This is a genomic window from Nocardiopsis sp. FR4 (assembly GCF_009830945.1).
Classification (GTDB): domain Bacteria; phylum Actinomycetota; class Actinomycetes; order Streptosporangiales; family Streptosporangiaceae; genus Nocardiopsis.
The window spans coordinates 171056-185413 of sequence record NZ_ML776454.1 but is presented as its reverse complement, the minus strand read 5'-3'; the positions used below and the strand labels follow the sequence as shown (position 1 = coordinate 185413).

At 73.3% G+C, this 14358-nt stretch carries 10 protein-coding genes; 9 read left to right on the top strand and 1 reads right to left on the bottom strand.

From position 1 onward, the window contains the following. Positions 1-39: 39 nt before the first annotated feature. On the bottom strand, positions 40-957 hold the full coding sequence (mmuM, locus tag FYW95_RS00780; RefSeq protein ID WP_159941187.1) for a homocysteine S-methyltransferase: 918 nt from the start codon (positions 955-957) through the stop codon (positions 40-42). A 183-nt stretch (positions 958-1140) separates the two neighbouring features. On the opposite strand from mmuM, the gene FYW95_RS00775 reads away from it, so the two are divergent. The 9 genes from FYW95_RS00775 to ftsZ all read left to right on the top strand — a co-directional run bounded on the left by FYW95_RS00775 (position 1141) and on the right by ftsZ (position 14255). Beyond that, entirely contained in the window at positions 1141-2802 is a 1662-nt protein-coding gene (locus tag FYW95_RS00775; RefSeq protein WP_160049875.1) for a UDP-N-acetylmuramoyl-L-alanyl-D-glutamate--2,6-diaminopimelate ligase, read from the top strand. Between the two features lie 376 nt (positions 2803-3178). Then, the gene (gene murF, locus FYW95_RS00770) at positions 3179-4627 is read left to right on the top strand and encodes a UDP-N-acetylmuramoyl-tripeptide--D-alanyl-D-alanine ligase (RefSeq protein ID WP_159941183.1); all 1449 of its coding nucleotides are present in this window, start codon (positions 3179-3181) and stop codon (positions 4625-4627) included. 41 nt (positions 4628-4668) lie between these two features. Further along, on the top strand, positions 4669-5697 hold the full coding sequence (gene mraY / locus FYW95_RS00765; protein ID WP_370462357.1) for a phospho-N-acetylmuramoyl-pentapeptide-transferase: 1029 nt from the start codon (positions 4669-4671) through the stop codon (positions 5695-5697). A 2-nt stretch (positions 5698-5699) separates the two neighbouring features. After that, positions 5700-7154: a UDP-N-acetylmuramoyl-L-alanine--D-glutamate ligase gene (gene murD / locus FYW95_RS00760; protein ID WP_159941336.1), complete on the top strand. Its 1455-nt coding sequence runs from the start codon at positions 5700-5702 to the stop codon at positions 7152-7154. A gap of 165 nt (positions 7155-7319) precedes the next feature. After that, positions 7320-8768 (top strand): putative lipid II flippase FtsW, encoded by a 1449-nt coding sequence (ftsW, locus tag FYW95_RS00755; protein WP_159941179.1) that lies wholly within the window; start codon positions 7320-7322, stop codon positions 8766-8768. After that, positions 8765-9925: an undecaprenyldiphospho-muramoylpentapeptide beta-N-acetylglucosaminyltransferase gene (gene murG, locus FYW95_RS00750; protein WP_159941177.1), complete on the top strand. Its 1161-nt coding sequence runs from the start codon at positions 8765-8767 to the stop codon at positions 9923-9925. The genes ftsW and murG overlap by 4 nt, the downstream gene beginning before the upstream one ends. Next, entirely contained in the window at positions 9922-11382 is a 1461-nt protein-coding gene (murC, locus tag FYW95_RS00745) for a UDP-N-acetylmuramate--L-alanine ligase (RefSeq protein ID WP_159941175.1), read from the top strand. The genes murG and murC overlap by 4 nt, the downstream gene beginning before the upstream one ends. 96 nt (positions 11383-11478) lie before the next feature. Continuing rightward, positions 11479-12207: a cell division protein FtsQ/DivIB gene (locus FYW95_RS00740; RefSeq protein WP_236567637.1), complete on the top strand. Its 729-nt coding sequence runs from the start codon at positions 11479-11481 to the stop codon at positions 12205-12207. A 503-nt stretch (positions 12208-12710) separates the two neighbouring features. Continuing rightward, positions 12711-14255, top strand: coding sequence for a cell division protein FtsZ (ftsZ, locus tag FYW95_RS00735; protein ID WP_159941173.1), 1545 nt, complete (start codon positions 12711-12713; stop codon positions 14253-14255). Positions 14256-14358 lie beyond the last annotated feature (103 nt).

Sequence of the window (14358 nt, the reverse complement as noted above, 5' to 3'; positions counted from 1 at the left end):
CCACCCACCCGGCGCGTGCGGGTGGCGGGGCCGGGTGGCTCACCCGTCGGCGGCGGCGCGGTCCAGGTGGGCGCGCACGGAGCGGATGTGCTCGGGGCCGGTGCGGCAGCACCCGCCCACGAGCACCGCACCGGCCGCGCACCAGTCCGCGGCGGCCCGCCCGAACTCCTCGGGGTCGCCGGTGCCGCTCCAGCTCCGGGTGAAGGGGTCCCAGACCTCGCCCGAGTTGGGGTAGGCCACCGCGGGCAGGCCCGCCTCGGCGACGGCGCGCACCAGCGCGGGAACGTACCGGGGCGCGGTGCAGTTGACGCCCACCGCCACCAGCCGTCCGGCGGCGTGCAGGGGGGAGAGCCCGGCCGCCGCCTCGCGCAGGGGGGCGCCGTCGCTGATCCGGACGCCGTCCCGGCAGGAGAAGCTGATCCACGCGCGGGCGCCGGGCGTCTCCGCCAGCAGCCGTCCCAGGGCCCGCGCCTCGGGGAGGGAGGGAACGGTCTCGCAGGCGATCAGGTCCGCCCCCGCGTCGGCGAGCACCCGCCACCGCTCCCGGTGCCAGCGGTAGAGTCCCTCCTCGTCCAGGTCGTAGTCGCCGGTGTACTCCGAGCCGTCGGCCAGCGCCGCCCCGTAGGGGCCCACCCCGGCCGCGACCAGCCCGGAGCCGAAGGCGTCGCGTTCGGCGCGCGCCAGCTCGACCGAGCGGGCGATCAGCGCGAGGGCCTCCCCGTGCGTGAGGCCGTAAGCGGTCAGGGCCGGAACGCTCGCCTGGTACCCGGCGGCGATGGCCACGTCCGCGCCCGCCTCGAAGTAGTCCCGGTGCACCCGGCGCACGAGCGCGGGCTCCTCGGCCAGCAGTCGGGCCGACCACAGGCCGCCGCCCAGGTCGCGGCCGTAGGACTCCAGCCGGGTGGCCAGCCCGCCGTCGAGCACCAGGGGGCGCCGTACCGGCATGTTCCGTGGCATGTCCAACCTCCGTCCACGACGGTCGCCTCCAGCCTAGGAGCGGACACCGAACGGTCATCGACACGTCCCGTGCGGCGCGCGTAACCTGTGCCGAACACCCGGTCGGGGAAACCGCGGCGAACGCAGCGTGGAAATTACCGACCGGTCGTCCACAAGGGTTAACCTCCACACGTGCCACCGGTAATGCGACCTGAACACACGCCACTTCGTCCTCTGTCCGCCCTGGCAGCGCTGCTCGGGCCGGACGCCACACTCCTGCGCCCGGACCTGGACCCGGACCGTCCTCCCGAGGTGCCCGACAGAGAGGTGCACGTCCGGGGCATCACCCACGACTCCCGCCAGGTGGGGCCCGGCGACCTGTACGCCGCGCTGCCGGGGACCCGCGCGCACGGCGCCGACTTCGCAGCCCAGGCCGCCGAGGCGGGCGCCACCGCGATCCTCACCGACGCCGACGGGGCCGAGCGCGCCGCCGCCACCGGGCTGCCCGTGATCGTGGTCCCCCACGCGCGCGCCGCGCTGGGCCGGGCCGCCTCCTGGGTCTTCAAGGATCCCGCGCAGGACCTGCTGCTCATCGGCACCACCGGTACCAGCGGCAAGACCACCGTCACGTACCTGGTCGAGGCCGGACTGCGCCACGCCGGGATGCGCACCGGCCTGGTCGGAACCGTGGAGATGAGGGTGGGGGACGAGCGCGTCCGGTCCTCCCTGACCACCCCCGAGGCCACCGACCTGCACGGCCTGTTCGCCCTCATGCGCGAGAGCGGCGTCACCGCCGCCGCCATGGAGGTCTCCAGCCACGCGCTGGCCCTGCACCGGGTCGGGGGAACCCGCTACGACGTCGCGGTCTTCACCAACCTGTCCCAGGACCACCTGGACTTCCACTCGGACCTGCGCGACTACTTCGACGCCAAGGCCCGGCTGTTCACCCCCGAGTACTGCGACATCGCGGTGGTCAACGCCGACGACCGCTTCGGCCGCGCGCTCGTGGACATGGTGCAGGCCGACGGCCGCGTCCCCGTCACCACGTTCGCCGTGGAGGGCCGCAGCGACGCCGACCCCGCCACGGCCATGAAGGCCGACTGGACGGCCGTGGACGTGGTCCTGGGCGCCACTGGCAGCACCTTCCGCATCGTCGGGCCCGGCGGGATGGAGGCGGCCGCCTCCGTGGCCCTGCCCGGCCCCTTCAACGTCTCCAACGCCATGGCCGCCGTCGTCGGCCTGGTCGAGGCCGGGCTGCCCCTGGAGACCGCGATCGCCGGTGTGGCCCAGGCACCCGGCGTGCCCGGGCGCATGGAACCGGTCGTGGCGCCCGGCGTGCCGGACGCGGACTTCACCGCCCTGGTCGACTACTCCCACAAGCCCGGCGCCATCGAGGCGGTGCTGACCGCCCTGCGCGCCACCACCGACGGCGAGATCACGATGGTCGTCGGCTGCGGGGGCGACCGGGACCGGGGCAAACGCCCGCTCATGGGCGAGGCCGCCGCGCGCCTGGCCGACCAGCTCGTCATCACCAACGACAACCCGCGCACCGAGGACCCGGTCGCCATCGCCGCCGCGATGCTCGAAGGGGTCGTCAAGGTCCCCGAGGACCAGCGCGCCCGCGTCACCGTGGAGCTCGACCGCGCCGAGGCCATCCGCCTGGCCGTGGAACGGGTCCGGCCCGGCGGTGTGGTGGTGGTCGCCGGAAAGGGTCACGAGACGGGTCAGTACGTCAAGGGCGAGGTGCTGCCCTTCGACGACCGCGAGGTGCTGCGCGAGGCGATCGAGGACCACTTCGGCATGAGCGCCCGCGAGCGCCTGGGGGTCGCCCTCCAGGACGTCCACCGGGTACCTGACCAGCCCTGACACCTCGGCGCCCGGCGGGCGCCACCACCCCGCCCGGGGCGCGGACACGGTCCGCGCCCCTTCGCGCGTGCGCCCCGCGTACCGCCTCCGGATCCCCGGCCGCCCGGCCGCGAACGGTCACGAACTGGAGCATATTGCCGCTCACAGGGCCTGGCGGGACCCCGGACGCCCCAATCATGTTCTAAGGTAGGTCCGGCAATCGCAGCCCGACCGCCCACGGTGGCGCCCACGGCGTAGCCCGCCAGCGCGGTCCCGGTGGGCCCGGCGCGGCACCCTGCGCACGGTTTCACGCGGTGCCATCCCCTGACCTGACTCCGGCCGGGTGGCCAGCGGCCCCTGTGGCGCCGTGAACCCGGGCCTGACATGAGGAGTGGATTTGATCGCGCTCACGCTCGATCGGATCGCTGAGATCACCCAAACCGCCATCGGCGGATCAGCGCGCCCCGAAGCCGTCGTTGACGGCCCCGTCGTCATCGACTCGCGGCAGGCAGCGCCCGGCGCGCTCTTCGTCGCCCTGGGAGGTGAGCGCGTCGACGGACACGACTTCGCGGCCTCCGCCGCGGCCGCCGGAGCGGCGGCCGCCCTGGTCTCACGCCCCGTCGACGCACCGCACCTGCTGGCCGAGGGCGGGGACGGGGGCGTGGTCGACGCCCTGACCCGGCTCGCCCACCACGTGGCCCTGGAGCTCAGCGACCCCCGGCGCGGAGCGGAGCGGGCCGAGATCGTCGCGGTCACCGGTTCCTCCGGCAAGACCACCACCAAGGACCTCATCGCGCAGGTCGTCTCCCGAACGGGTCCGACCGTGGCCCCGGCGGGCTCGTTCAACAACGAGATCGGCCACCCGCTCACCGTGCTGCGCGCCGACACCGGGACCCGCAACCTGGTCCTGGAGACGGCCGCCCGCGGTATCGGGCACATCGCCCACCTGTGCCGGATCGCCCCGCCCCGGATCGGCGTGGTCCTCAACGTCGGCAGCGCCCACATGGGCGAGTTCGGCGGCCGGGACGCCATCGCCAAGGCCAAGGGCGAGCTGGTCGAGTCGCTTCCCCCCGGCGGCGAACAGCGGGGTTCGGGCGGGGTCGCCGTCCTCAACGAGGACGACCCCCGCGTGCGGGCGATGGCCTCGCGCACCCGGGCCCGCGTGGTCACCTACGGCCTGGCCGAGGAGGCGCGCGTGCGCGCCACCGACGTCGTCATCCGGGAAACCGGAGCCCCCTCCTTCACCCTGAACCTGGACGGCCGCCGGGCCCGGGTGGACCTCGCGCTCGTCGGCGCCCACCAGGTCTCCAACGCCCTGGCCGCCGCGGCGGTCGCCGACGAGCTCGGCATGGACATCGCCGACATCGCCGAGGCGCTGGGCGCGGCCGTCCCGGCCAGTCGGTGGCGGATGGAGGTCACCGAGCACGCGGGCGCCACGCTCGTCAACGACGCCTACAACGCCAACCCCGAGTCCATGCGGGCCGCGCTGACCACGCTGGAAGCGCTCTCCCGGGACCGCCGGTCCATCGCGGTCCTGGCCCACATGGCCGAGCTCGGCGCCGACGGCCGGGTCGAGCACGAGCGGATCGGTGAGCTGGCCGCCCGCGCCGGCGTGGCCCACCTGATCGTGGTCGGGGAGGAGGCCGAGGGCATCGCCGTCGGCGCCGAGGACGCCGCGGGACGGGGCCTGTGGGAGGGCGAGTGCGTCCGCGTGGCGGACGCGCGGGCAGCAGCGGAGGCGCTGCGCGAACGGTTGCGCACAGGAGACGTCGTCATTGTGAAGGGATCGCGCGTGGCAGCGCTCGAAAGGGTCATCGACCTCATCACCCAGGGGGATGTCCAGTGATCGGCATCTCCATCGCGTCAGCGCTGTCGCTGATCGTCTCCATGGCGCTGATGCCGCCGCTGATCAAACTCCTGTACCGCTTCAAGTTCGGCCAGGAGGTGCGCGACGACGGGCCCGAGGGCCACAAGACCAAGCAGGGCACGCCCACCATGGGCGGCATCGTCATCATCCTCGGCGCGGTGGTGGGCTACTTCGGCTCCCACGCCCTGCTGCTGCTGGTCCAGCCCTCGGCCTCGGGGCCCACGGCCTCCGGCATGCTGGTGATGTTCCTCTTCGTCGGGATGGGCTGCGTCGGCTTCCTCGACGACTTCATCAAGATCTACAAGCGCCGCAGCCTGGGTCTGCGCAGCGGCGCCAAGATGGTCGGCCAGGCCATCGTGGGCGTCGGCTTCGCCTACGGCGTCACCATGTTCCCCAACGGCTACGGCTACACCCCCGCCGCCCCCAGCCTGTCCTTCCTGCGCGACTTCGGCCCCCCGCTGATGATCGGCCTGTTCATCCTCTGGGCGCTGTTCCTCATCGTCGGCTTCTCCAACGCCGTCAACCTCACCGACGGCCTCGACGGCCTGGCCACCGGCGCGACCATCCTCTCCCTGGTCGCCTACGTCATCATCGGCAACTGGCAGCTGCGCCAGTCCTGCGTGGCCTACCTGTCCGACAGCTGCTACACCGTCCGCGACCCCCTGGACCTGGCGGTGGTGGCCGCCGCCGTGCTCGGCGCCTGCATCGCCTTCCTGTGGTTCAACGCCCCGCCCGCCAAGATCTTCATGGGCGACACCGGCTCCCTGGCCCTGGGCGGCCTGATCGTGGGTCTGGCCATCACCACCCGCACCCAGCTCCTGCTGCTGCTCATCGGCGGCCTGTTCGTCATCATCACCCTGTCGGTGATGATCCAGATCACCTCCTTCCGCCTCACCGGCAAGCGCGTGTTCCGGATGGCGCCGCTGCAGCACCACTTCGAGCTCAAGGGCTGGGCCGAACCCACCATCGTGATCCGCTTCTGGATCATCCAGGGCCTGTTCGTGGCGATCGCCATCGGACTCTTCTACCTGGAATGGATGCCGAGGTAGCCATGGCCCACCCCACCCCTGACACTCCGGACGCCACGCCCGCGGACGCCCTCGGCGAGCGGTCGGTCTGCGTCGCCGGGCTGGGCGTGTCCGGTCCCCCCGTGGCCCGGGCGCTCCTGGCCCGAGGGGCCCGCGTGACCGTCGTGGACGGCCGCGACGACGACACCGTGCGCCCCGCCGCCGCCGAACTGCGCGAGGCGGGGGCCTCGGTGGTGCTCGGCGACACCCCGCTGCCCGAGGACTGCGACCTGGTCGTCACCTCGCCCGGCTGGCGCCCCGACTCCCCGCTGCTGGTCCGGGCGGCCGAGGCGGGGATCGAGGTCATCGGCGACGTCGAGCTCGCCTGGCGGCTCAAGCCCGCCGACCAGGTCTGGCTCGCCGTCACCGGCACCAACGGCAAGACCACCACCGTGCGGATGCTGGAGGCCGTGCTGCGCGCGGACGGCCGCCGGGCCCTGGCGGTCGGCAACGTCGGGACCCCGATCATCGACGCCGTGCTGCCCGACGCCGAGGGCCGTGTCCACGAGATCCTGGCCGTGGAGCTGTCCAGCTTCCAGCTGCACTGGTCCTCCAGCGTGCGGCCGTACGCCGCCACCGTCCTCAACGTCGCCCCCGACCACCTGGACTGGCACGGCGGCATCGACCCCTACGCCCGCGCCAAGGGCAGGGTGTTCGCCCGCGGCACCATCCGCGTGGTCAACACCGCCGACGCCTGGTCCACCCGGCTGGCCGAGGAGGACGGCGACCCGCGCGCACCCCTGGTCGGCTTCGGGCTGGACACCCCCCGCGCGGGACAGCTCGGCGTGGTCGAGGACCTGCTGGTGGACCGCGCCTTCGTCGACGAACCGCACAGCGGCGCCGAGGAGCTGGCCACGCTCGCCGACGTGCGCCCCGCCGCGCCGCACAACGTCGCCAACGCCCTGGCCGCAGCCGCGCTGGCGCGTTCGGTGGGGGTGGCTCCCGCCTCGGTGCGGGCCGGACTGGCCGCCTTCGAACCCGAGCCGCACCGCATCGCCTTCGTGGCCTCGGTCCGGGGGGTCGACTACGTCAACGACTCCAAGGCCACCAATCCCCACGCCGCCGCGGCGTCGCTGGGCGCCTACCCGTCCGTGGTCTGGGTGGCGGGCGGCCTGCTCAAGGGCGCCGAGGTCGACGACCTGGTGCGGATGGCCGCCGGCCGGCTGCGCGGCGCCGTGCTGATCGGCGCCGACCGCGAGCGCCTGCGCCGGGCCCTGGCCGAGCACGCCCCCGAGGTGCCCGTCGTCGAGGTCGGGGGCCCGGCCGAGGACGCCCCCGAGGGGCACACGGTCATGGACGCGGTGGTCGCCGCCGCCGCGTCCCTCGCACAGGAGGGCGACACCGTGCTGCTGGCACCGGCCGCCGCCTCCATGGACATGTTCACCAACTACCCCGAGCGGGGCCGCCTCTTCGCCGAGGCGGTCCATCGGCTGCTCTGAGTGGCGAAGTGCTGCCCGTGCGTGAGAAAGCGCGCGCGGGCAGCCCTTGCCATGCCCTCGGATCCCGTTTTCGCCGCCAAAGATGGCCAACACGCGGGAAATGTCCACGGTTCCCTACCCGCGCGTACGCCACTATTGAGGCGCTGATCGGTGCGGAGGGTGTGGATGGCGGCGACGACGGCTGTTCCCGGGATGGCCCGGCCCAAGGGGCGCGCGGCGACGAGAGGGCACGCTGGGGCCCGGGGGCGCGAGCGCGCCCTGTGGCGTGAGTGGGCGCGGTCCCTGGACCGACCGCTCACCTCCTACTACCTGATCCTGGGCACCGGCGTGCTGCTGATCGCCCTGGGCCTGGTGATGGTGCTGTCGTCCACGATGGTCAACTCCATCAGCGAGACCGGCTCGGCCTTCTCCATGTTCCAGAAGCAGCTGGTCTCTGCGGTCATCGGCCTGCCGCTGATGTTCCTGGCCTCCCACCTGCCCCAGCACCTCTTCCGGGTCATCGGGTACCCGGCGATGATCCTGTCGGCGGCACTGCTGCTGCTCACGGTCTTCCAGGGGGTGGAGGTCAACGGCGCCACCCGCTGGCTGGACATCGGCGGCCTGGTCGTGCAGCCCTCCGAGCCCGCCAAGCTCGCCTTCGCCCTGTGGGGGGCCAACATCCTGGCCCGCAAGGACGAACTGCGCGAGCTGACCGAGTGGCGGCACCTGCTCATCCCGCTGCTGCCCGGCTGCGGCCTGCTGGTCCTGCTGGTCCTGCTGGGCTCCAACCTGTCCACGGCCCTGGTGTTCCTGGTCACCTTCCTGGGCCTGCTGTGGGTGGTCGGCGCTCCCGGGCGGCTCTTCGTGGCGATGTTCGGGCTCGTCCTGGGCCTGGCCGTGATCGCCATCGCCATCGAGCCCTACCGGATGGCCCGGGTCACCAGCTTCCTGGACCCCGGCTCCGATCCGCTCGGCTCGGGCATGCAGTCCCTGCACGGCCTCTACGCGCTGGGCACCGGCGGGATCTTCGGCGTGGGCATCGGCGCCAGCCGGGAGAAGTGGGGATTCCTGCCCTTCGCCGAGTCCGACTTCGTCTTCGCCATCATCGGCGAGGAGTTCGGCCTGATCGGGACCCTGCTGGTCCTGGCGCTCTTCGGCGTGCTCGGCTACGCCGGGCTGCGCGTGGCCTCCCGGGTCAGGGAGCCCTTCCCGCGCCTGGCGTCCTTCGCCATCGTCATCTGGATCCTGGGCCAGGCCATGATCAACGTGGGCGCCGTCATCGGCCTGCTCCCGGTCACCGGCGTGCCGCTCCCCCTGGTCTCCTACGGGGGTTCGTCGCTGATCACCACCATGGTCGCCCTGGGCGTCCTGCTGGCCCTGGCCAAGACCGAACCCCAGGCGCAGCGGACCCTGGCGGCCCGGGGTCCCGGTTGGGCGCAAAGGGCTCTAAGCTGGCTGGGCCTGGACAACGTCGCTGCCTCGGTGAACAACCGCGGCGGCACCGCGTCCCCCAGGCGCGCCACCACGGCACGCGGCCCTCGCACCGCGGGCGCCCGCGGTGGCGGGACAACGGCCAAGCACAGGAGCGGACCGGTCCCGGCGGGTGACCGGCCAAGGAGGAATCGGCGACGATGAGGGTAGCCCTCGCCGGAGGCGGCACGGCCGGGCATATCGAGCCCGCACTCTCCCTTGCGGACGCGCTGCGGCGCATCGACCCCGGTACGGAGATCCTCTGCCTGGGCACCGAGCGGGGTCTGGAGACCCGGCTGGTGCCCATGCGGGGTTACGAGCTGGGACTGATCCCGGCCGTTCCCCTGCCGCGCAAGCTCACCCCCCAGCTGCTCAGCGTTCCGGGCAAGCTGGCGGGTGCGCTCAGCGCGGCGGGCGAGCAGCTGGACCGTTTGCAGGCCGACGTGGTGGTCGGCTTCGGCGGCTACGTGGCCACCCCGGGCTACCTGGCCGCGCGGCGCAGGCGCATCCCCATCGTGGTGCACGAGGCCAACCCGCTGCCCGGGCTGGCCAACCGCCTGGGCGCGCGCCTGACCCCGCACGTGTACACGGGCCACCCCCACACCCAGATCCGCAACGGGCGCTTCATCGGCATCCCCCTGCGCCACCAGATCTCGACGCTGGACCGGCTGGCCATGGGCGACAAGGCGCGCACCTACTTCGGCCTGCGCCACGACCTGCCCACCCTGCTCATCTTCGGCGGCTCCCAGGGCGCCCAGCGCATCAACGAGACCGCCTACGCCGCGCGCGACGCCTTCCGCGACAGCGGGGTGCAGGTCCTGCACGTGGTGGGCCCCAAGAACGCCGAGGAGCCCCAGGACCTCACCCAGGACGGCATCCCCTACGTCGCGGTGCCCTACGTGGACCGCATGGACATGGCCTACGCCGCCGCGGACATGGCGATGTGCCGTTCCGGCGCGATGACCTGCGCGGAGCTGACCGCCGTGGGCCTGCCGGGCGCCTTCGTGCCGCTGGCCATCGGCAACGGCGAGCAGGCCCTCAACGCCGAGCCCATCGTCCAGGCGGGCGGCGGTCTGATGGTCAACAACGCCGACGTCTCCGTCGAGTGGATCGTGCGGCACCTCATCCCGCTGCTCACCGACACCGACAAGGTCGTGACCATGTCCGAGGCCGCGGCCCGCATGGGCCGCCGGGACGCCGACGCGGAGCTGGCCCGCGAGGTCATGGCCATCGCCCGCGGTGACAAGCCCACCCCCGAGCTGCCCGTGCCCGAGGACGAGGGCGACGAGGTCTACTACGACGACGGTAAGGACGCCCGATGAGCCTGGTGCGACCGACCGAGCCGGTCCCCGTCGACAAGCTGGGCCGCACGCACTTCATCGGCCTGGGCGGCGCCGGGATGTCCGGTATCGCCCGCGTGCTGCTGCAGTCGGGGGTGGAGGTCTCCGGCAGCGACGCGCGCGACAGCGACACCCTGCGCGAGCTGGAGGAGATGGGCGCCGAGGTGCACGTGGGGCACGCCGCGGAGAACCTCGGTCCCGCCGAGACCCTCGTGGTCTCCTCGGCCATCCGCGAGGACAACCCCGAGCTGGCCGAGGCCCGCCGCCGGGGCCTGCGCGTGCTGCCCCGGGCCGCGGCCCTGGGCGCCCTGCTGCTGGACCGCGAGGGCATCGCTGTCTCCGGTACCCACGGCAAGACCACCACGACCTCCATGGTCACGGTGGTGCTCCAGCACCTGGGAGCGGAGCCGGGCTACGTGATCGGCGGCAAGCTGGTCACCACCGGCCTGGGCGCCGACGCCGGTATCGGCGAGGCCATCGCGGTGGAGGCCGACGAGAGCGACGGCTCCTTCCTCATGCTCTCCCCGAAGATCGCCGTGGTCACCAACGTCGAGGCCGACCACCTGGACAACTACAGCGGGATCGAGGAGATCCACGCCAACTTCGCCGCCTTCGTGGACCGGGTCGAGCGCACCCTCATCGTGGGCGTCGACGATCCCGGCGCCCGCCGGGTGGCCGCGCTGGCCCGCGAGCGCGGCAAGAGGGTGCTGACCTACGGTGAGGCCGAGGACGCCGACTACCGGATCACCCGGGTGCGCGCCCGCGGCTTCACCACCGAGTTCACCCTCCAGACCGCGGACGGGGAGCCCGTCGAGGGCCAGCTCGCCGTTCCGGGCCGCCACAACGTGCTCAACGCGGCCGCCGCCGTCGCGGTCGCCGACGAGCTCGGCCACGACCTGGACGTGGCGGTGGAGGGCATCGCCGACTTCGCCGGGGCCGCGCGCCGCTTCGAGCTCAAGGGCGAGGCCCGGGGTGTGGCCGTCTACGACAGCTACGCCCACCACCCCACCGAGATCGAGGCCGACCTGCGCGCCACGCGGGCCGCCCTGGAGTCCTTCGCCGAGCAGGCGGAGGAGGAGGGGCGCGAGTACCCGGGCGGCCGGGTCGTGGCCCTGTTCCAGCCGCACCTGTACAGCCGCACCCGCTTCTTCGCCGAGGAGTTCGCCGCCGCGCTGAGCCTGGCCGACGAGGTCGTGGTCATGGAGGTCTACGCGGCCCGCGAGGACCCCGAGCCCGGGGTCACCGGCGAGCTGATCACCTCGCGCGTCACCCACGACCGGGTGGCCTACGTCCCCGGGCGGGACGAGGTCGTCCGCGCGGTGGCCGCGCTGGCCCGCCCGGGGGACATCGTGCTCACCATGGGCGCGGGCGACGTCACCGAACTGGGCCCCCGCGTCGTGGAGGCCCTCGCCGAGTCGGCCGAGGGCGCCGGGGAGTGATCGCGCGACCGGGTCCGGCCTCCGGGCTCCGGACCCGGGCACCCGGGGCGCGGGAGGTCGGGCGCCCCGGACGGACACAGTAGGGGGAGGGCGCAGGTGAGTGCGCGACGCGGCCGGTCCGCCGCCGGTCCGGGGACACGCGGGGTGTCGGACCCGTGGAAGGTCGCCTTCGTGGCGCTGCTGGTGGTCGCCCTGGTGTGCGTGGTCACCTGGATCCTGCTCGGCTCGCGCCTGCTCGTGGTCCGCGACGTCGCGGTCACGGGCGTGCAGCGGGTGCCGGCCGAGGAGGTGGTCGCCGCCGTGGACGTGGCCACCGGCACCCCCCTGATCCGGGTCGACCTGGAGCGCAGCGCCGAGGGCGCCGAGTCCCTGACCCTGGTGGAGTCGGCCACGGTCAGGCGCGGCTGGCCCGCCACCCTGGAGGTCGAGGTGGTCGAGCGCCAACCCGTGCTGGCCGTCCGGGCGGGGCAGGAGTACCGGCTGGTGGACGGCGACGGCGTGCGCATCGAGGACTCCCCGAGGCGTCCCGACGCCCACCCGCTGGTGCGCGTCACCGGGGAGGTCGAGGGTAATCCGGCGGTGCGGGCCGCCGCCGACATCGCCGAACAGGCCCCGGACTCCCTGGTCTCCCGGATCCACCTCATCGAAGCCGCCGACCCCGAGTCGATCACCCTCGAACTCACCGACGGCTCCCAGGTCGCCTGGGGCACCTCCGAGGGCACCGCCGACAAGAGCGCCGTCCTGGAGGTGCTCATGGACGAGCACCCGCCGCGGGAGGGGCGCGTGTACGACGTGTCCCTCCCCGACCTGGCCATCGTCCGGTGAAGCGGTCGTCAGGAGTGGGAAAAGGAGGAGCCGTGACGGAACGGAGCGATCCGCGGCCCGTCGCGGGGAGTCCCGGGGCCCGCCCGGGGCCGCCGGACCGGCGCCGGTGCGGCCCGCTCGGACATTCCAGACGCGACGCGCCGACGGCGCACATCGCTTCCCCGTGTTATACGACGTTAGGCTGAACTCGTTCATCGGTTGCCCGTGGTCGGCGGTCCGCTTACTGTCGGGAAGCACAACCAACGTCAACAAAGCAGCAAAACACGCTTTTCGGGTACGTAGGAACCATTTCGTTCCGCCTCGCGGCGGATCGCGCCCACCCTCGGCGGGCGCGCGGTGGAACCGGCGACCCTGGGTCCCCCGGTCACGGCGTCGTCCACGGCCCGTCGGGGAGCCCGAAACGCACACTGTAGAACCGGATGCCGGTCACGGCGTCGCCTCCGGTGGCACAGCCACCTCCGGGCGGCGGCGAACGGCATATGCGAGCGGAAAGGCCCCTCGTCGTGGCAGCACCGCAGAACTACCTCGCGGTCATCAAAGTCGTCGGCATCGGCGGCGGCGGTGTCAACGCCGTCAACCGAATGATCGAAGAGGGGCTCAAGGGCGTCGAGTTCATCGCAATCAACACCGACGCCCAAGCGCTGCTGATGAGTGACGCCGACGTCAAACTCGACGTCGGGCGCGAACTCACCCGCGGCCTGGGGGCCGGAGCCAACCCCGACGTCGGCCGCAAGGCGGCGGAGGACCACCGGGAGGAGATCGAGGAGGTCCTCAAGGGGGCCGACATGGTCTTCGTGACCGCGGGTGAGGGCGGCGGCACCGGCACCGGCGGTGCTCCGGTCGTGGCCAACATCGCCCGCTCCCTGGGCGCCCTCACCATCGGTGTGGTCACCCGGCCCTTCGGTTTCGAGGGCAAGCGGCGCGCCACCCAGGCCGAGTCGGGGATAGCGATGCTCCGCGAGGAGGTCGACACCCTCATCGTGATCCCCAACGACCGCCTGCTGTCCATCTCCGACCGCCAGGTCAGCGTGCTGGACGCCTTCAAGGCGGCCGACCAGGTCCTGCTCTCCGGTGTCCAGGGCATCACCGACCTGATCACCACGCCGGGTCTGATCAACCTGGACTTCGCCGACGTCAAGTCGGTCATGTCCGGGGCGGGGTCGGCGCTCATGGGCATCGGTTCCGCACGCGGGGACGACAGGGCGGTCGCCGCGGCGGAGATGGCCATCTCCTCGCCCCTGCTGGAGGCGAGCATCGACGGCGCCCACGGCGTGCTGCTGTCCATCCAGGGCGGTTCCGACCTGGGGCTGTTCGAGATCAACGAGGCGGCGCAGCTCGTGGCGAACTCGGCGGCGCCCGAGGCCAACATCATCTTCGGCGCGGTCATCGACGACGCCCTCGGGGACGAGGTCAGGGTCACCGTCATCGCGGCGGGCTTCGACGAACCCGAGATCACCGCCCCGGTGGTCCGGGAGCGCCGGCCCGTGGACCCTCCTGAGGCCGTCGTCCCCAAGGCAGGCACCGCGTCCGGCAGGGAGGAGTCGTCCGCCTCGGCGGCGTCCGCCGCCTCGGACACGGGCAGGACGGCGGCCACCAACATGCCGTGGATTCCGCAGAACCGTCCGGCCGAGTCCGCCCCGGATGCGGTCCGCCCGCACACGCCCCCGGCGCACCGCCCTGACCAGCGGCAGGCTCAGCAGCCCGCGCAGCCGCAGCCGGCCCAGCCGCAGCCCGCGCAGCACCAGTCGGTGCGGCAGCAGGCCGAGGCCGACCCCGGCCCCCGGGAGCACTCCGCCGAGCCCGACCCGGGAACCCCGGCGCACAGTACGGGCGCCTTCCCCACCGGGGCCGTTCCCGCGGAGCCGGCTCCGGCGGAGGAGCCGCGGGTCCCGGCGGAGGAGCCCTCCGCGCGCGAGGACACCCAGCCGAGCCGTATCCACGCGATCGCCGACTCCACCGCCGAGCGGCGCGGGGAGGCGCCCACGCCCCGCCGCCGGGTCATCTTCGACGACCCCGACGACCTGGACGTGCCGGAGTTCCTGAAGTAGCCGGCCGTCGCGACCGGCCCGCGCCCCCTCCCGGAGCGGTGGTAGTGTCCTGCACCGAGGGGACGGCGGGGCCGGAACCGGCCACTTCTCCGTCCTCGGAGCC